General features: G+C 41.3%; 20 protein-coding genes. 7 read left to right on the top strand and 13 right to left on the bottom strand.

Annotation, left to right across the window (positions count from 1 at the left end; translation table 11 throughout):
* Positions 1-5: 5 nt before the first annotated feature.
* From AB6811_RS10790 to AB6811_RS10770, 5 genes are read right to left on the bottom strand one after another with little or no spacing between them, the layout of a single operon-like run.
* A complete protein-coding gene (locus AB6811_RS10790) occupies positions 6-2756 on the bottom strand; it encodes an FAD-dependent oxidoreductase (RefSeq protein ID WP_369490474.1) in 2751 nt (916 codons plus the stop codon).
* A 38-nt stretch (positions 2757-2794) separates the two neighbouring features.
* Positions 2795-3223 (bottom strand): hydrogenase iron-sulfur subunit, encoded by a 429-nt coding sequence (locus tag AB6811_RS10785; RefSeq protein WP_369490473.1) that lies wholly within the window; start codon positions 3221-3223, stop codon positions 2795-2797.
* A 59-nt stretch (positions 3224-3282) separates the two neighbouring features.
* Positions 3283-3534 (bottom strand): sulfurtransferase TusA family protein, encoded by a 252-nt coding sequence (locus AB6811_RS10780; RefSeq protein WP_369490472.1) that lies wholly within the window; start codon positions 3532-3534, stop codon positions 3283-3285.
* 27 nt (positions 3535-3561) lie between these two features.
* On the bottom strand, positions 3562-3927 hold the full coding sequence (locus tag AB6811_RS10775) for a DsrE family protein (RefSeq protein ID WP_369490471.1): 366 nt from the start codon (positions 3925-3927) through the stop codon (positions 3562-3564).
* 18 nt (positions 3928-3945) lie between these two features.
* Entirely contained in the window at positions 3946-4491 is a 546-nt protein-coding gene (locus AB6811_RS10770; protein WP_369490470.1) for a DsrE/DsrF/DrsH-like family protein, read from the bottom strand.
* A gap of 154 nt (positions 4492-4645) precedes the next feature.
* On the opposite strand from AB6811_RS10770, the gene AB6811_RS10765 reads away from it, so the two are divergent.
* From AB6811_RS10765 to AB6811_RS10750, 4 genes are all read left to right on the top strand, one after another.
* Entirely contained in the window at positions 4646-5326 is a 681-nt protein-coding gene (locus AB6811_RS10765) for a Crp/Fnr family transcriptional regulator (RefSeq protein WP_369490469.1), read from the top strand.
* A 725-nt stretch (positions 5327-6051) separates the two neighbouring features.
* On the top strand, positions 6052-6495 hold the full coding sequence (locus tag AB6811_RS10760) for a Fur family transcriptional regulator (RefSeq protein WP_369490468.1): 444 nt from the start codon (positions 6052-6054) through the stop codon (positions 6493-6495).
* Between the two features lie 3 nt (positions 6496-6498).
* The gene (locus AB6811_RS10755; RefSeq protein ID WP_369490467.1) at positions 6499-7011 is read left to right on the top strand and encodes a ferritin-like domain-containing protein; all 513 of its coding nucleotides are present in this window, start codon (positions 6499-6501) and stop codon (positions 7009-7011) included.
* Positions 7012-7040: 29 nt separating this feature from the next.
* The gene (locus AB6811_RS10750) at positions 7041-7751 is read left to right on the top strand and encodes a peroxiredoxin (protein WP_369490466.1); all 711 of its coding nucleotides are present in this window, start codon (positions 7041-7043) and stop codon (positions 7749-7751) included.
* A gap of 52 nt (positions 7752-7803) precedes the next feature.
* Here the strand turns inward: AB6811_RS10750 and AB6811_RS10745 are convergent, their stop codons facing one another.
* The 6 genes from AB6811_RS10745 to AB6811_RS10720 form a co-directional block, all read right to left on the bottom strand.
* Positions 7804-8001, bottom strand: a complete 198-nt coding sequence (locus AB6811_RS10745) for a hypothetical protein (protein ID WP_369490465.1) — start codon at positions 7999-8001, stop codon at positions 7804-7806.
* A 39-nt stretch (positions 8002-8040) separates the two neighbouring features.
* Complete coding sequence (gene speB / locus AB6811_RS10740; RefSeq protein WP_369490464.1) at positions 8041-8895, bottom strand: agmatinase; 855 nt, start codon at positions 8893-8895, stop codon at positions 8041-8043.
* A 381-nt stretch (positions 8896-9276) separates the two neighbouring features.
* Positions 9277-9768 carry a Spy/CpxP family protein refolding chaperone gene (locus AB6811_RS10735; protein WP_369490463.1) on the bottom strand — a complete coding sequence of 164 codons (492 nt, stop codon included), beginning with the start codon at positions 9766-9768 and terminating at the stop codon, positions 9277-9279.
* 31 nt (positions 9769-9799) lie between these two features.
* Positions 9800-10348: a Spy/CpxP family protein refolding chaperone gene (locus AB6811_RS10730; protein WP_369490462.1), complete on the bottom strand. Its 549-nt coding sequence runs from the start codon at positions 10346-10348 to the stop codon at positions 9800-9802.
* A 3-nt stretch (positions 10349-10351) separates the two neighbouring features.
* Positions 10352-10801, bottom strand: coding sequence for an anti-sigma factor family protein (locus tag AB6811_RS10725; RefSeq protein ID WP_369490461.1), 450 nt, complete (start codon positions 10799-10801; stop codon positions 10352-10354).
* A gap of 64 nt (positions 10802-10865) precedes the next feature.
* Complete coding sequence (locus AB6811_RS10720) at positions 10866-11438, bottom strand: RNA polymerase sigma factor (protein ID WP_369490460.1); 573 nt, start codon at positions 11436-11438, stop codon at positions 10866-10868.
* Between the two features lie 333 nt (positions 11439-11771).
* On the opposite strand from AB6811_RS10720, the gene AB6811_RS10715 reads away from it, so the two are divergent.
* Together AB6811_RS10715 and AB6811_RS10710 are read left to right on the top strand one after the other, a co-directional pair.
* Complete coding sequence (locus AB6811_RS10715; RefSeq protein ID WP_369490459.1) at positions 11772-12533, top strand: HAMP domain-containing protein; 762 nt, start codon at positions 11772-11774, stop codon at positions 12531-12533.
* Entirely contained in the window at positions 12530-13969 is a 1440-nt protein-coding gene (locus AB6811_RS10710) for a TrkH family potassium uptake protein (protein ID WP_369490458.1), read from the top strand. The genes AB6811_RS10715 and AB6811_RS10710 overlap by 4 nt, the downstream gene beginning before the upstream one ends.
* On the opposite strand, the gene AB6811_RS10705 is transcribed toward AB6811_RS10710, so the two are convergent.
* Complete coding sequence (locus tag AB6811_RS10705) at positions 13970-14770, bottom strand: tRNA lysidine(34) synthetase (protein WP_369490457.1); 801 nt, start codon at positions 14768-14770, stop codon at positions 13970-13972. It lies immediately after the preceding gene.
* A gap of 4 nt (positions 14771-14774) precedes the next feature.
* Here AB6811_RS10705 and AB6811_RS10700 point away from each other — a divergent pair, with 4 nt between their 5' ends.
* Positions 14775-15473: a metallophosphoesterase family protein gene (locus tag AB6811_RS10700; RefSeq protein WP_369490456.1), complete on the top strand. Its 699-nt coding sequence runs from the start codon at positions 14775-14777 to the stop codon at positions 15471-15473.
* 4 nt (positions 15474-15477) lie between these two features.
* On the opposite strand, the gene AB6811_RS10695 is transcribed toward AB6811_RS10700, so the two are convergent.
* On the bottom strand, positions 15478-16146 hold the full coding sequence (locus tag AB6811_RS10695; RefSeq protein ID WP_369490455.1) for an MBL fold metallo-hydrolase: 669 nt from the start codon (positions 16144-16146) through the stop codon (positions 15478-15480).
* Positions 16147-16212 lie beyond the last annotated feature (66 nt).

The following is a 16212-nucleotide window of genomic DNA, read 5'->3' as shown; positions in this document are numbered from 1 at the left end:
TTGGTTTAATGTGTTAACATGTTTATATAGCTTGCGGCTTCAGCAGCTGCAGTTCCTGCCGATAGAATAGAATCGGGGATATCCTTAGGCCCTGAAGCGGTTCCGGCAACAAATACACCCGGAATGCTTGTTTGGGCTGGGTTTACCAATTCATCTATCTGCTTGATGAATTTTTGCTCGTCGAGCTCAAGGGTTGCATTGCTGAATACCCTGGAAATGGAACTATTTGGCAGAACACCAACGGAAAGGACAACAAGGTCGTGTTTGCTTTCCTTTAACTTTCCGGTTGTTACATCTTCATAGCGGAGTATTAAGTCGCCATTGGGTTGGTCTTTTGGGAATATTTTTGCAATTCGACCCTTAACAAAGTTTACTGCCATCGATTTGGCTTCCTGGAAGAATTCATCGTAACCTTTACCAAATGCTCGGATATCCATGTAGTATATGGTGATATCGGCCATTGGCAAAGCACCCATAAGGAGTTGGGCTTGTTTGATGGAATACATGCAGCATATTTGGGAACATATAGGGTTATTGGAGCATTCGCCACTACAAGCCATAGCATTCTCAAGGCTGGAATCCCTTGAGCCAGTGCACAGAATATAGGCTATCTTGTCGGGTATTTTTCCGTCGCCCGGGCGCAAAACATTGTTGAAGGGGCGGGTAGGCGCTATGAGCCTATCCATTTGCATAGCATCAATCACGTTAGGATAAATGCCATACCCGTATTGCGGTTTGTGCTCGGGTTTAAAGAGCTTAAACCCGGTTGAAACAATTACCGTTTTGGCATCAACTGTAATCAGTTCATCCTTTTGGCCAAAATCGATTGCATCGGCAGGACATGCCGTTTTACATTGGTGGCATTCACGACAATTACTACAATCCAAACAGCGCTCTGCGCTCTCCTTGGCTTGCTGCTCTGTAAGGGTATGCTCAACATCATTAAAATCCTTAACCCTTTCAGCCGGTCTCCTATAAGTATCGTTTACAGGTTTTTTTAGTGCGGGGTGTCGCTTGGCAATAACCTCGTTCTTGTCAGCGGCAGGAAGTTTCTCATCAAATTCAAAGGTATCGATATCAAGTCCATTTAAGTACTTGTCGATATAGAATGCTGCTTTTTTACCCTGTCCTGCTGCTTCAATTATGGTTGAAGCACCGCTTACGCTGTCGCCTCCGGCAAAAATATAGGGGATGTTAGTTTGAAAGGTTTTGCCGTTTACTTTTATGGTTCCTCCTTTGGCCAGCTCCAATTCGTTTGCAAATGGTTGGGTTGATGGTTGTAACCCAACTGCCTCAATAACCAAATCGGCATTAACCAAATAGTTGGAACCTTCAATAGGAATGGGACTCCTACGGCCGCTTGCGTCGGGTTCGCCTAGTTTCATCCTAACCAGTTCAACCTTGCTCACCTTCCCATTTTGTCCTATAAACCGAATTGGGTTGCAAAGAATATCAATTTTGACGCCTTCTTCTTCTGCCTCTTTTATTTCGGGGGCAAAGCAGGGCATTTCCTCACGGCTACGGCGGTAAACAACCGTTACCTGTTCTGCTCCAAGCCTCAGGGCAGTTCGCGATGCATCAATGGCAGTGTTTCCTCCCCCAACTACTATTACCCTTTTTCCGGTAAGGTTATACCTTTCGCCAATATTTACATTTCTAAGAAAGTCTAAACACCCTTCAACTCCTTCAAGGTTTTCGCCCTCAATATGCATTTTGCTACTCTGGTGAGTTCCAACTGCAACAAATACTGCATCGAAACCTTGCTGTTTCAATTCGGTAATATTCTCAACCCTTTTATTGCACTCAATTTCAACGCCAAGCGATGTAATATTCTTAATATCCCTTTCAACTACTGTTTTGGGTAATCGATACTCAGGAAGAGTGAGCATAAGCATACCACCGGCCTTAGGTGCTGCCTCAAAAATTTTAACTTTATGGCCTTTCAGGGCAAGATGGTATGCTGCAGTTAATCCTGCTGGTCCCGAACCAATAATGGCTACCCTTTTGTTTGTGTTTGCATTAATTTCACGAGTCGGGGGTTCGGGGAATTTGTTGTAGTAATGCTCGGCAAAGAAACGCTTGATACGTCGGATATCAACTGCACCTTCAAGGTTGCCTCTGGTGCATTCACCCTGGCAGGGAGCATAGCATGCACGGCCAAGGCTCCCAGGTAGAGGAATATCTTCAAGGTGAAGATTCATGGCTTCTTCATACTGACCATTTCGCACCAACGACACATACCCATATGGTTTTACACCGCCCGGGCATGCACTTATGCAAGGTGCCGATGTTCCATTCCGGTCAATTGCTGCAATACGGGGATTTGCTAAGCTAAATGGAATGTAAGCAACCTTTCGGCCTGCCAAATGGGTATTGTAATCATCGGGTCTAACCTCAGGACATGCAAATTCGCATTGCTGACAACCTGTGCAGGCTTCCGGTTTAACATAACGGGCACCATGATTTACTTTCACCGTAAAAGCACCGTTGTGCTTTTGGATTTCTTTTACGGTGCTGTTTAACATCACCTTAATATTACCATGTCGAGCCGTTTCGGACATTTTTGGCGTGGTGATGCAAGCTGCGCAGTCGAGGGTGGGGAATACCTTGCTCAGCTGTATCATTTTACCGCCAATGGAAAGTTCTTTTTCAACCAGCAGAACCTTGTAATCCATGTCGGCAAGATTAAGAGCGGCCTCCTGGCCGGCAATTCCGCCCCCAATTACCAATGCATCGTATTTATTATTGGTTGTCATTTTTGCCTTATTTGATTTATTATTTGGCTTAGCAAATGCTAAGAATTACTTGCAATTTCATTTTTAACACTACCCAGTTCCGCTAAAATTTTTGAGAATGTTCCCATATGGTTTACAAATGGTTCAGCACAAACTGAGCAAATGGCTGCCATACGGATTCGTTTGGTGTTGATATTTCGTTCCCTCATAAGCCGCTGGGCCTCAACTATAATATTGTTGGTGTGTTCGGCACATTTCGGGCTGTAAGAGCATTCATGCCCGTCGGCAGCTATAAAAACACCATCGAACCCTTCCTCAAAGGCTTTCATTATCCAGCGTGGTTTAACCCCAGAAGAGCAGGGAAGACTAATAACATAGACCCTTGGTGAATAGTGTAGTTTTCTCAACCCAGCCTGATCAATTCCCGGGTCCGAAATTTTATCGGTTGAGAATACCAGAATTCTTGGTGCGTAGCCTTCGGTTTTCATATTATTTTTTTTAGATGTAAAGGCGCAAAAGGATTACATCCCTTTTGCGCCAATTTGTTTTAAGCTTTTCTTAAAAATAGGCGGAAGTAGCTATCCTCTTCAATGATACCTAAAAACTCATGTTCCATTTTTTCGCACCATTTGGGGATATCGTTTTTGGTACCCTCATCGGATGATAGCACTTCAAGAATTTCGCCCGATTCAATTTCACCTACTGCCTTTTTTGCAGCAAGCAGTGGCCCAGGACACGAAGTTCCACGTGCATCAACTGTTTGTGCCACTTCTAGATTTTTTAATTCTTCTGCATTCATATTTATTGGTTTTTAAAGTGAGTTTAATTAGTAGGTGAGTACAGAATTAGCCGACAATGATTCCGTTATAACTGTTCCAGCAGCTATTAACTGTGAACCTTCAATTAGTTCATTTTCAGCCATTCCCCTTTCCTTTACACATGGAGTACATAGCAAGAGTTTTCCTCCATTCTCAAGGAAGGTATCCATTAGCTCTTTGAGAGGCATTAATCCAGGCGCTTTTACATTTTCTATGCACCCTCCTTTTTTAGCAATTAAAACACCAGCTGCCTGAAGTATTACTGTTACTTCAACATCCATTGTAAGTGCTGCTGTTGCCATAACAAATGGCAGAGTAACTTTTTCCTGATTATCTGGACCATTTGTAACGATAATAACTAGTTTGTCACTCATAGCTATATAGGTTTGATCTTATATGAAAAATTGTATACTACTTTCACTTGCCTCTGCTACAAAAGTTCCGGCACCAGCATAGCTTAGGTGCGGATAATCGATTATCTCCTCTTTCTTGAATCCCATCAGATTCATCGACATCTCACATACAATAATTTCTATTCCAAGTTCACCTGCTTGCTTAAACATTTCATCAAGTGATAGTACGTTTTGCTTGCGCATTAACATTTTTATCATTGCAGGTCCCATGCCCAACATATTCATTTTGGAAAGCTTAAGTTTATTACGACCTTTTGGCAGCATCATTCCAAACATTTTAGGAATGAAACCTTTACCCTTGGCTTTCTTTTTGGGATCTCTTAATGCCGAAAGCGCCCAGAAGGAAAAGAATAGCTTAACCTTTGTATCGCTCGCTGCGGCAGCCAAAGAGATTATCATTGTGGCCAAAATTTTGTCTAAGTCGCCCGATACTATTGCTATCGACAGCTGATCTTTACGATTTTTCTCTAGCTTACTAACCCTTTTTTTTAGGTCTTCAAGCTGTTTGAGCATTTCTTCTTCCATATTGAGTAGGTATTAGGTTATTTATCTGTTATCGAAGTAACAATCCAAAAATAGGTTGTAATGCAATGGATTAAATAAAAAATGGTGTGAGATATATTTTGTAACCATATGATATAAGTCACATTTTCTGACTATATTTGAAAAAAATGTTTTTATGAAACTCGATTGCAAGCTATGTAAGATGAAGTCTCCGGCGGCTGAACTGCTTAGGCCCAATGAGATTGATACCCTTGAACAGAACTGTGCCCAGGTAAAATTTACAAAAGGCGAAACAATTTTTCGCGAGGGAACCTTTGCAACCAATATTGTTTACTTGCGATCGGGGTTAGTAAAAATTCATATGAAAGGCCCTATTGGCGAAAAAATATTAAGGTTGAACAAAGCTCCTGCTTACCTTGGCTTACCTACAACCTTTGGCGATAAGGTTAACCATTACTCTGCCACAGCTTTAGTTGATTCAGAGGTTTGCTTTATTTCCCTCGATGCCTTTAAAAAATTTATTTTCTCCAATGGCGACTTTGCTTATGAAATAATCATGGATTTATGCCGGAGCGAATTAGCCGATTTTCAGCGATTTACTAATCTGTCGCAGAAGCAATTACCTGGCCGAATTGCCGAGTTGCTCCTCTGTTTCTCAAACCATCTTTTTAAATCAAATACCTTTGAACTCCCTTTGAACATCACGGAGTTAGCCAACTTTGTTAGCGCTTCGCGCGAAAGCGTTAGCCGACAGTTTTCCGAGCTAATCAAATTAGGAATAATTGAAATAACTTCCGGGAAAAAGCTAATCATTCTTAGAAAGGAGATGCTTGAAAAAATAAGCACTAATGGTTAACCATTCCAATTTTAAACCGAGATTAATCAATAGAAACACAATAAAACATTTAAACAGCTTGTTTCAATTGACAATTTTCCTCTAATAAAGTTTATGTATCCACAATTTTTATTAGCCCGGTTGTATTTGTTAATTCATCATCACTTGGTTTAGCCGTTCACTTTTTGCTATACCTCTAACTTCCTCTAGCTACATCATATTCTGCCTATTCCGACTCAAACCGATTCATTCCGACTCATTCCCGCCTCAAATCTTTCGTTTCACGACTCACGGTTCACGTTTCACTGACTCCAATTTCCTCTAGCTACATCATATTCTGCCTATTCCGACTCAAACCGATTCATTCCGACTCATTCCCGCCTCAAATCTTTCGTTTCACGACTCACGGTTCACGTTTCACGGACTCCAATTTCCTCTAGCTACATCATATTCTGCCTATTCCGACTCAAACCGATTCATTCCGACTCATTCCCGCCTCAAATCTTTCGTTTCACGGCTTACGGTTCACGTTTCACGTTTCACGGACTAAAATATTCTTCTAACTTCCTCTAACTCCATCATATTCTGCCTATTCCGACTCATTCCGACTCATTCCTCTAAAATTAACCCAGTTCAATTTGTTAATTCATAGCACATGGGTTAAAGATTTTCAAAAATATTATTGACTTGCCTAAACCTTTTTTGTAAATTTGTGTTCTACTAAACAAGAATAATTCCTATATAGGATGAATTACGATGAACTAACCAAGTTGCTTTCCGAAAAGGGATTAAAGGTTACCCCACAAAGGGTTGCCGTGCTTGAGGCTTTGTATGAGATTATGAATCACCCCTCTGCTGAGGAGGTAAGGCAAAAGTTGCATAGCCGTTTTCCCAGCATAGCCATAGGAACCATATACAATATCCTGGATACATTCTGCGAGCACGGCATTATTAGAAAGGTAAAAACCGATAGCGATTTTGTTAGGTACGATGTTGATATGGAAAAGCATCACCATATATATTGCGAAAGTTGCAACCATATTGAAAACTATCACGATCCTGAGCTTGATGAGCTTCTAAAGGCATACTTTGATAGAAAACAAATTCCACATTTCCAGATCAAAGAGTTTAGCCTGCAAATCATTGGAAATTATAAAGCAACTCATGACAAACCAAACCAAAACAAATAAACTATGGGAAAAGAAGGAATTAGAATAGCATCGGTTGATTTAGAAAAATTACTCGAGATGCTTAACGCAGCACTAGCCGAGGAATGGCTTGCTTACTACCAGTACTGGATTGGTGCAAAGGTTATGGAAGGCCCTATGCGAAGCGAAATAGAGCCGGAATTGTTACTACATGCCAGCCAGGAACTTAACCATGCCGTTATGGTAGCCGATCGTATCATACAGCTAGGTGGCACACCATTGCTACATCCCAACGATTGGTTTAAGCATGCCGGTTGCAGTTACGATGCTCCCGTTGACCCTTACATTGAAGCCATTCTGGAACAGAACCTGAACGGTGAGCGTTGTGCTATTCGGAGGTACAACGAGATAGCCACCTTTACTAATGGTAAGGATCACATGACCCACCAAATGGCTACGCAGATACTTGCCGAGGAAATTGAACATGAGAATGATATTGAGGATTGGATTACCGACATCAATCGCATGAAGGAGGAGATTAAGAAATTTAAGCTGTAATAATTTGTCAAACCTTAAAATAAACAAAAATGGAAGAAAATCAAGTAATTGCAATGCCACGTATTGGCGACCCAGCGCCTGAGTTCAAGGCCATGACAACCCAGGGTGAAATTAACTTTCCGCATGATTACAAGGGAAGCTGGGTAATCCTATTTAGCCACCCCGCTGATTTCACCCCAGTATGCACATCGGAGTTCATGACCTTTGCCTCCATGGAGCAGAAATTTAACGAGGCTAACTGTAAGCTTGTGGGGCTTTCGGTTGATGGTTTATATAGCCACATAGCATGGCTGCGTACCATCAAGGAGAAGATTGAATACAAGGGTATGAAAAACGTAGAGGTAACATTCCCTCTAATTGAGGATATTACCATGGATGTTGCCAAGAAATACGGTATGATTCAACCCGGCGAGAGCAACACTAAGGCAGTGCGTGCGGTATTCTTTATTGATCCCAAGGGAATTATACGAACCATCATCTATTACCCGCTAAGCTTGGGCCGCAACTTTGAGGAGCTATACCGCGTACTCATCGCCTTACAAACTGCCGATGAGTTTGGAATTGCTACCCCTGCCGATTGGCAACCCGGCGACGATGTAATTGTTCCTCCTGCCGGTTCCTGTGGCACTGCTAAGGACAGGATGGAAGGTAAAGACCCCAATGTGAAGTGCTACGATTGGTTCTTCTGCACTAAAAAGTTGGACAAGGATACGGTGATGAAGAAAATCCTTAAGAAATAGCTAGGGAGTATACTTTAAACGAAAAACGGCTCAAGGATTTGAGCCGTTTTTTTTAGTATTTCCTGAAATGTTCGTTAAACGCTTTGATGCTAAAGGTTTCACTGATGTTATCCTCAAGGCTAAACACCCTGTAATACGAGGCATTATCCTTAATGGGCGGGATGTAATCGAACTCGTAGTAGGCATTGAGTTTAAATGTACCCTGCCCATTGTTCGATTCTGGAACTTTAATACACTTACAGCGGTTCATAGGTTAGGCTTTTTAAGTTTAGGTTGATATTTGCTTTAACTACTTAAGCTGGTTCAGAAACTTGTAGGTTAGTATTTTGTAAAGAAGTTTGGCCGCCAAAAAATCCGATGCTTTATCGTCGGTGTTGGGACATAGCTCAACGATGTCGAACCCTACCAGGTTGCGTTTTTCAATAACCTTTCTTAAGAACTTGAGGGTAGGGTACCACATAAGCCCACCGGGCTCAGGAGTTCCTGTACTTGGCAATATGGAGGGGTCAAAACCGTCGAGGTCGATGGTTAGGTAAACATTATCTGTTAGCAAATCGATAGCCTGATCCATCCAGTCGTCGCAGTTCACTATTTTGTGAGCCCAGAACACCCGGTTGGGGTCAAGGTTGGCTTTTTCGCCTGAGTCCATACTGCGAATACCTACCTGAACAATTGGGCAAAGTTCCTTTGCCCGAGCCATAACGCAAGCGTGATTGTTTTTGCTTCCCTCGTAGGAATCGCGCAGGTCGGTATGGGCATCAATTTGAAGCACTGAAAGGTTTTTGTATTTCTGGGCATGAGCCTGTATAGTTCCAATGCTTACACTGTGTTCACCACCTATAATGACTGTAAATTTACCTTTATCAATGAGGCTAAGCGTCCGTTCTTCAACCGCTTCAACCATTGCTTCGGGTGAGCTATCCTCTGTTATTGGCTTATCGGTATAAATACCTATCTTGTAAACCTCGGTATCGGTTTCAATATCGTATATTTCCATATTGGCCGAGGCATCGAGCAGGGCCTTGGGCCCTTTGTCGGCACCCTTTATCCATGTGCTGGTTCCATCGTAGGGTACTGGAACAATAGCCACTTTTGAGGTTTCAAATTCACAGTAGGGTTTAGGTAAATCGCCGTAGTGAATCATAGGTATATGCTTTCAAATTTCCCGCAAAAATACTAAAAAAAAACAATTTTAGTTTAGGTAATGGAATCTCATTAAAAATGTGTAGAAGGTACAAAGAGAAGCTTTGACTTTGCTCAGCATGACAAAGTTACTAAGGATGCCATGGGATTTATCATTCCTAGTATATGCGAGGAATCTCTTTCAAGTTTGAGGTGGGTAGCCCCGGACGGACATAATATTTATAGCAAGGGTAATCCAATTCAAGGGTTAGGCTTTTATGTCCATGTTTGCTTTTTCCCCTTCCATTCCCTCTCAGGGGGGCTAAGTGTGAGGTCGTTTTAACGAACAACAAAAAAGGCACCCATTATGAGTGCCTTTTTTAGGATGTTAGATCCCCATTGGCTAGTTGCCCATGCATGGTCCTAAGCCCATTCCCATTCCGTAACCGCCGCGCATATTACCGCGATGTCCTCTCATGCCCTTACCTTTTTGGCCACGTGCGTTAAACAGGACACGTTGTTCATCAGTTAGTAGTTGCGAAACCTCAGCCCTGTGGGCTACACGTGCTTTCATAAGTTTTGCTTTGATTGAGGTAATCTCATCGATTGTTTTGTTAATGGCTGCCATATCGGGTTTATCAGCCGATTCAAGTGTTCTCAAATGCGCTTGCTTTTCGCTAAGCTCGTTACGGAGCGGTGTTATTTCTTTTAGGTGTTTAACCCGAAGGTCGTTAATTTTTTGCTCCTGCTCAGGGGTTAGATTTAGGTAGCAGTAACCTTTTCCAGCTGTTTGCATGGTATTTCCATCGCCACCTCGGAATCTTGGCCCTTGAGCCATACCCATTGTAGATACTAAAAGTAGCACTACCATCATAATGTTTCCAATACGTTTCATTGCCTTAAATTTTAATAGTTAAACGTCAGTTTTATTGAATTCGGGGTGGAATAGAATCGCCCCTACGCATGCGTTCGTTTTGAAATCTTTGTCGATGTCGTTGCATCATTCGGCGTTGCGAATGCTCCACAATTCTTTGAAATTTTTGGAACTGTTCAGGAGTGCATGCACTCTTGATCTCCATCAGGTGGTCAATCATAACCTTTTTTTCAGCCTTATGGAGCTCGCCATAATGTTCAACCAGTGAATCGATAAGTTTTAAATCCGGTTCAGGCGACGAAAGCTCATTGATAATTTCAATTGAAACCCTTTGAAGCTTTCTGTTAATATCAACTGTCTTTTCATGGAACTCGTCGCGAGATTTTCTGAAAATATCCTCCTGGCTGGGTGTAAGATTTAGCCTATCGCGTAAAAAATTGGCTTGCTGTTCCATTCGTTCCTGCGGGTTACGGGCTACATTGTCAGCAAACTGTTTTTGTTTGTAGTAGCCGTAAACCATTGTGCCTATTGTAGCCAGTAAGGTTACTCCTAATACTACAATTATTGCTACAAGCACTCGTGTTTTGGTAAAGTAGTTCATGATTTATTTTTCATTAAGATTTTGAAGCTCTTCAAAGTCGTACTCATAAATGGTTTCGGTTCCAGATGGAATGTACTCCTCAGCAAGCATTTCGGCATTGGTATTTGTTGAAATAACTTTACTTCCCAGTGTACCAAGTTGGTTTCCAATGAATAATCCTATTGCCAATGCAGCTGCCACAGCAGCATATCCAATTAAACGTGTTCTAAATTCAATATGGCTAGGAATTTTGCGAGCCTCAACTCTGCTAATTACCCTGCTTGCGAAGAATGGATTATCGGTGTATCCTGAAGCCTCTTCGTTTGCAAGTTCTTTTAGTGATTTGTGGATTACAAAATTGTGCTGACACTTGGTGCAAGCGCCTAAATGCTCCTCTACTCTAAGTTGAGCATTACCATTAAGTTGGCCTTTAAGGTAACCCTCCATTAGACTATTTACTTCTTTGCACCTCATTTTATTTTGTTTTTTTAGTTTGACAACTTTATATCTTAAAACTTGCGTTACCCTTTTTCTTTTTTTAGGGTTTTGTTTTAACCATTATCTTGCGCAGGTTATTTTTAGCCCTGAATAAAAGCGACTCAACCGACGAGACCGAAGTCTCCATTACTTCTGCAATCTCTTTGTACGAAAGTTCATGGTATGTACTAAGTACCAAAGCAATTCGCTGATTTTCGGGTAGCATGCCCATTGCTTGCCGAAGCTGTTTATGCTGTTCTCTCAATTCAATGTTACTATCAGAATGCTGTTTCCCAATAATTTCGTCAATTGTTTGTCCAGCACTATCTTTTGTCCTGTTTCCCAAAAAGTTTTGTAAGAATGTTTCCCTTTTTTTACGCCTTAAAAAGTTGAGCGATTTGTTTACTGCTATTCGGTAAAGCCAGGTGGAGAGTTTCGACTCGTTTCGGAATTCAGGCAACGACTCGTATAGCTCAACAAACACATCTTGTGCAATATCTTCGGCATCGTGAAAGTTACCTAAAAAGCCCATACAGGTGGTAATAACCATTTTTTTGTACCTTTCAACTAAAATGCTAAAGGCTTCATGATTATTATGTTGAACAACTTGTTGAACTAACTCTTTCTCGTCCATGGAATGGAAAACTGTTTCATGAATAGACAACCAAGTTACAAAAAACTTGCGCAGGTTAATATGATTATATGTCATCGTAGGTTGATGCAGGACTAGAAACTCTACATGTTATCTAGCATCAACTTTTTTTTAACGTCATGCTGTAAATACTGGGATTTGCAGATTTTGATATTACAAAATGTGTTTATCTTTCCCGAATAGTTGTGTGAACTGAACATTTAGTTCGTATTTGGTGAATAGCTATAGAGCTTTAGTTATACATTTGCATATATTTTTAAATTGTCAGAATTTGCTGATGTGATACTGTATAAAGGACAATAATACACTGATACCATGTTCAAAATTCGTTACAAGATAATAACTGGCTTTGCCATACTTGGTATAATGCTGGTTATTTCAGGGTTAATATCCATTTATGAGCTTACCAAGCTGGGAAATCAGGTCAATAGGCTTCTTATGGACAACTACCGGAGTATCGATTTCTCAAAGCAGATGAACTTTAGCTTAAGCCTACAGGAAAGGGCTGTTATGTTATCCATTCAGGGTGATAAGGAAAAGGCAAATTCCCTTTTTGGTAATGCGGTGTCAACATTCAACGACAATCTGCTAAAGGCATCGAACAACCTGACCATACCTGGCGAGGCAGGCACAGTTGATTCAATTGCTTTGGCATTCTCAAAATTCAAAGCTAAGGCTGAAGGGTTTATTAATGAACCATCGCCAAGCCTTCAAAAATACCTAACCGATGTTAATCCTGCACTTGAAGAAGTGCGACGCAATGTGGAGGATTTATTAACCCTCAACCAGCAAAACCTGAACCAAATGGTTTCTGTACTGGAAAAAAGCCCTTACAGGACCATTTTACCAGGACTCATAATTGTTATTACCAGCGTTATTTTTACTATTATTTTCAACTACATGATTTCATACTATCTGTTAAGCCCAATAAAAAGAATAACAAAAGGGATTCAGAATTTTACAAAGTATAGAAGACAGTACGATGTAACAATAGAAACCCGCGATGAGATGTTTGAGCTTAACGAGTCGGTTAAGGACCTAATTCTTACCAAGAGCATTCAAAAGAAGAACGAATGAGACCACATGTGATAATCCGATACATTGGTATGGTAATGCTATTTAATGCAGCATTTATCTTTGTATCGTTTTTGATATCGTTGTATAATAAGGATGCTGGGCAATTGCCCTTGCTTTTCAGCTTTTTAATAACTCTGCTTTGGGGAGTATTCCCTTTGGTTTTTGTCCCTAAGGCCACCGACCTTTCAAACAAGGAGGGTTACCTGGTTGTGGTTCTTAGCTGGATTTTATCGTGCTTTATTGGTTCCTTACCGCTATTGCTTTATGGAGGCGAGTTTACCTTTGTTAAGGCCTTATTCGAGAGTGTTTCCGGTTATACCACAACAGGTGCATCCATTCTAACCAATGTTGAGGCGCTACCAAAAGGAATTCTGTTTTGGCGCTCATCCATGCACTGGGTGGGAGGTATAGGAATAGTGGTGTTTGTACTAATCATTTTACCATCGTTGGGTAAAGCCCAGATGACCCTTTCAAAAATGGAGATTTCGCCGCTGGCGCAGGAAAATTTTAGGTACAGAACTCGAAAAATGCTGAATGTAATCCTGGTGGTTTACTTAGGACTTACCGTTACTCAGGTTATACTGCTCAAAATGTTTGGAATGGGATTGTTCGATGCGGTTAACCACGCATTTGCCACTGTAGCAACAGGGGGGTTTTCAACAAAAAACAATAGTGTAGCCTATTTCAACAGTGTTCCAATAGATATCATCTTTATAGTGTTCATGTTCTTTTCGGGAATTCATTTTGGGTTACTGTACTCCACAATTACCCTAAAAAAGAAAAATATTTTTAATTCCCCAATTGTTAAGTATTACTTTTGGATTACTATCATAGGTATTGCATTGGTATCAGTTAACCTGCATGGTAAAATATACCCTACATGGGGTGAGAGCATAAGGTATGCAGCATTCCAAGTGGTATCGTTATCGACCACAACAGGTTTTGCCAATGCCGATTCATCAATTTGGCCACCATTTTCAATACTAATCATAATATTCTTCACCATTCAATGCGCTTGTGCTGGTTCAACAGCCGGGGGTATGAAGCTCGATAGGGTGGTAATCTTTTTCCATGCGCTGAAAAGTCAAATCCTAAAAATTCAGCACCCACAGGCTGTTATTCCTGTTCGGATAGGTAAGAGCGTAATAAACGATGAGATTGTAAATTCTGTGGTTCAGTTTATCGTTTTCTATATTTTGGTATTATTCGTTAGCACTCTAATTCTTACCGGTTTAGGATACGATAGTTTAACATCGCTTTCAGCTTCTGCTGCTTGTATGGGAAATGCAGGCCCTGGCTTTGGATTGGTTGGGTCAATGTCAAATTACTCTATGCTATCCGATTCGGCTCTGCTTGTCCTTTCGTTCGATATGCTGCTTGGCCGTTTGGAAATTTTTGGTTTGCTGCTCCTGTTCATGGTTAGGTCGTGGCGATAGCTAGTTCCCCTTTTTACGGGGCTTGGTAACAATATACTCATCGAAGATGTTTTGCATGGAGCGGTAAATGTTTTCGCGGGCATCGCGGTTTATCTTTTCCATGTGCTGGATTAGTTCACGGACAGTATTACGGTGTGTATCCTTATCGAACTGGCAAAGTTCCTTTTCCGATGGAAAACCCAAAAGCTGGCTATACTTTTCCAACTCCTTATCCAGGCAGGTAGTTAACGGTCGGATTAGGAAAACCTCGCCGTTAAACATTGAGAGCTTAGGGGGAATAGAGCTTATTGATGAGTGATTAATCATGTTGAGGAGTAGGGTTTCAATGGCATCGTCCAGGTGATGCCCCAGCGCCAGCTTATTACAACCGGCCTCGCGGGTAGTTGTGAATAGCATTTTCCTTCGTTTCCAGCTGCAAATAAAGCATGCAGGTTTCCTATCGTTTGGGTTGTACTCTACACTGATTTGACGCAAGTGGAATTTCACGTTGTTTTGGGCACAGTATTGCTCCATGAATTCAATATCGGCGCGGTAGGTCATATCGGTAGCCTGAACGTGGCAGGCGTGTAGCTCAAAACCGATGGGAAGAACTTTCCGACGGTTTACCAGTAAGTCCAGCAGAGCGTAGCTATCCTTCCCACCCGATAAACCAACCATGATTTTATCGCCCTGGTCAATTAGATTATAACCGTAAATGGCCTGATTAACTTTCCCTTGAAGTTTTTTTATAATGTATCCGCTTGCCATAACTACAAAAAACTTGGCAAAGTTAATTTTTCGTGTTAAATTTATATAAACCATTACCATGAGAACTTTTATAATCCCCGACATTCATGGCTGTTCAAAAACCCTTCGATTTTTATTGGAGGTAAAACTTTCGGTTTGTAAAACCGATAGGCTATTCTTTCTGGGTGATTATATAGATAGAGGCCCTGACACACCTGGTGTTATAGAATATCTCATAAACTTAATTGATGAGGGTTTTAATATTACCTGCCTAAAGGGCAATCACGAGCAAATGATGCTCGACTGCATTAAGGGCGATTACGAAATGAGTCTCTGGTTAATGAATTCAGGCTTTGCTACTATGCATCAGTACGAGTCAATTGTAACAGCAATTGATACAGATTATGGTTTTTTGCCTAAACGGCATTTGAATTTCTTTACATCTCTAAAACCTTACGTAGTAGTCGATAATCAGTATCTACTGGTTCATGGAGGTTTTAACTATGAGCTGCCAAATCCATTTGCCGATGAGTATGCTATGCTGTGGAACCGTCCAACCGAAGTCCCTAGCAGCTTTATGCCCGGCTATAAAATTATTCATGGCCATACTCCACGGGCATTAGCAAAAATAGTAGAAGAGTTTAAGGATACTCAGCGTCGGCTTTATGATTTGGACGCTGGCTGTGTTTACAAGGGACTTTACATTCCAGGAACAGGATACCTAACAGCACTCCAGCTTGAAAACTGGAGGCTGGAGTTTGTGGAGTGCCTCGACTAACAAGCTAGGATTTTGGTAGCACTATTACTTCAACTTTATCTTTAAGCAATTCCTTAAACTTATCCACATCGGCAGTGGTTCCCTCATACATCCCGTAATGTATAGGGATAGCAACACTTGCGCCAGTGTCGAGTACGGCGGCAACCGCATCGTCAACGCTGTTCATGGTGTAGGTTTGGCCTAAGGGTAGCAGTATTATATCAGTTTTAATGCTCTTCATCTCGGGAATACGCTCAGTATCGCCGGTGTGGTAAAGCCAAACATGGCATAGGTTAAGCAGGTAGCCCACCCAATTTTTTGATTTTGGGTGCTTGTCGGTTTTAGTTACGTTATACATGGGAACGGTCTTAATTTCAATGCCATGCCATTCATCGTTAAAGCCAGGCTGAACTGAAATCACCTTGGCTGCTCCAAATTTTTGGGCTTCATCGGCAACATCGGATGGACATAGTATCCACGAATGTGGGGCTACAATTTTTTTTATATCGTCGGGCGAAAAGTGGTCAAAGTGGGAGTGAGTTATTAGAATTAAATCGGCTTTATCGTTCCCTTTTATTTGGTATGGGTCGATGTATATTACCTTTCCGCAGTTCATGATTTTTACTGCTGCTTGCCCAAACCATTGAATACTTTCAGCAACTGCTTCAATATTCTTTGATACCTGTGTGTTCATAGCATCAATCCGATTTGGTTTACACCCATAAATTTAATGAATTTTTAGGGCGATGTAAAGGGGTTG

It is taken from the genome of Tenuifilum sp. 4138str, assembly GCF_041102575.1.
GTDB classification, from domain to species: Bacteria; Bacteroidota; Bacteroidia; order Bacteroidales; family Tenuifilaceae; genus Tenuifilum; species Tenuifilum osseticum.
Note: the sequence above shows the minus strand (reverse complement) of the source record. Positions and strands in the feature narration are given on the sequence as shown.

Coding starts and splice junctions, on each gene's coding strand:
- AB6811_RS10715 (WP_369490459.1), top strand. CDS start 11,772: ATGTTCAAAATTCGTTACAAGATAATAACTGGCTTTGCCATACTTGGT.
- AB6811_RS10765 (WP_369490469.1), top strand. CDS start 4,646: ATGAAACTCGATTGCAAGCTATGTAAGATGAAGTCTCCGGCGGCTGAA.
- AB6811_RS10790 (WP_369490474.1), bottom strand. CDS start 2,756: ATGACAACCAATAATAAATACGATGCATTGGTAATTGGGGGCGGAATT.
- AB6811_RS10780 (WP_369490472.1), bottom strand. CDS start 3,534: ATGAATGCAGAAGAATTAAAAAATCTAGAAGTGGCACAAACAGTTGAT.
- AB6811_RS10720 (WP_369490460.1), bottom strand. CDS start 11,438: ATGGACGAGAAAGAGTTAGTTCAACAAGTTGTTCAACATAATAATCAT.
- AB6811_RS10735 (WP_369490463.1), bottom strand. CDS start 9,768: ATGAAACGTATTGGAAACATTATGATGGTAGTGCTACTTTTAGTATCT.
- speB (WP_369490464.1), bottom strand. CDS start 8,895: ATGATTCACTACGGCGATTTACCTAAACCCTACTGTGAATTTGAAACC.
- AB6811_RS10760 (WP_369490468.1), top strand. CDS start 6,052: ATGAATTACGATGAACTAACCAAGTTGCTTTCCGAAAAGGGATTAAAG.
- AB6811_RS10750 (WP_369490466.1), top strand. CDS start 7,041: ATGGAAGAAAATCAAGTAATTGCAATGCCACGTATTGGCGACCCAGCG.
- AB6811_RS10775 (WP_369490471.1), bottom strand. CDS start 3,927: ATGAGTGACAAACTAGTTATTATCGTTACAAATGGTCCAGATAATCAG.
- AB6811_RS10695 (WP_369490455.1), bottom strand. CDS start 16,146: ATGAACACACAGGTATCAAAGAATATTGAAGCAGTTGCTGAAAGTATT.
- AB6811_RS10770 (WP_369490470.1), bottom strand. CDS start 4,491: ATGGAAGAAGAAATGCTCAAACAGCTTGAAGACCTAAAAAAAAGGGTT.
- AB6811_RS10745 (WP_369490465.1), bottom strand. CDS start 8,001: ATGAACCGCTGTAAGTGTATTAAAGTTCCAGAATCGAACAATGGGCAG.
- AB6811_RS10700 (WP_369490456.1), top strand. CDS start 14,775: ATGAGAACTTTTATAATCCCCGACATTCATGGCTGTTCAAAAACCCTT.
- AB6811_RS10710 (WP_369490458.1), top strand. CDS start 12,530: ATGAGACCACATGTGATAATCCGATACATTGGTATGGTAATGCTATTT.
- AB6811_RS10730 (WP_369490462.1), bottom strand. CDS start 10,348: ATGAACTACTTTACCAAAACACGAGTGCTTGTAGCAATAATTGTAGTA.
- AB6811_RS10755 (WP_369490467.1), top strand. CDS start 6,499: ATGGGAAAAGAAGGAATTAGAATAGCATCGGTTGATTTAGAAAAATTA.
- AB6811_RS10705 (WP_369490457.1), bottom strand. CDS start 14,770: ATGGTTTATATAAATTTAACACGAAAAATTAACTTTGCCAAGTTTTTT.
- AB6811_RS10785 (WP_369490473.1), bottom strand. CDS start 3,223: ATGAAAACCGAAGGCTACGCACCAAGAATTCTGGTATTCTCAACCGAT.
- AB6811_RS10725 (WP_369490461.1), bottom strand. CDS start 10,801: ATGAGGTGCAAAGAAGTAAATAGTCTAATGGAGGGTTACCTTAAAGGC.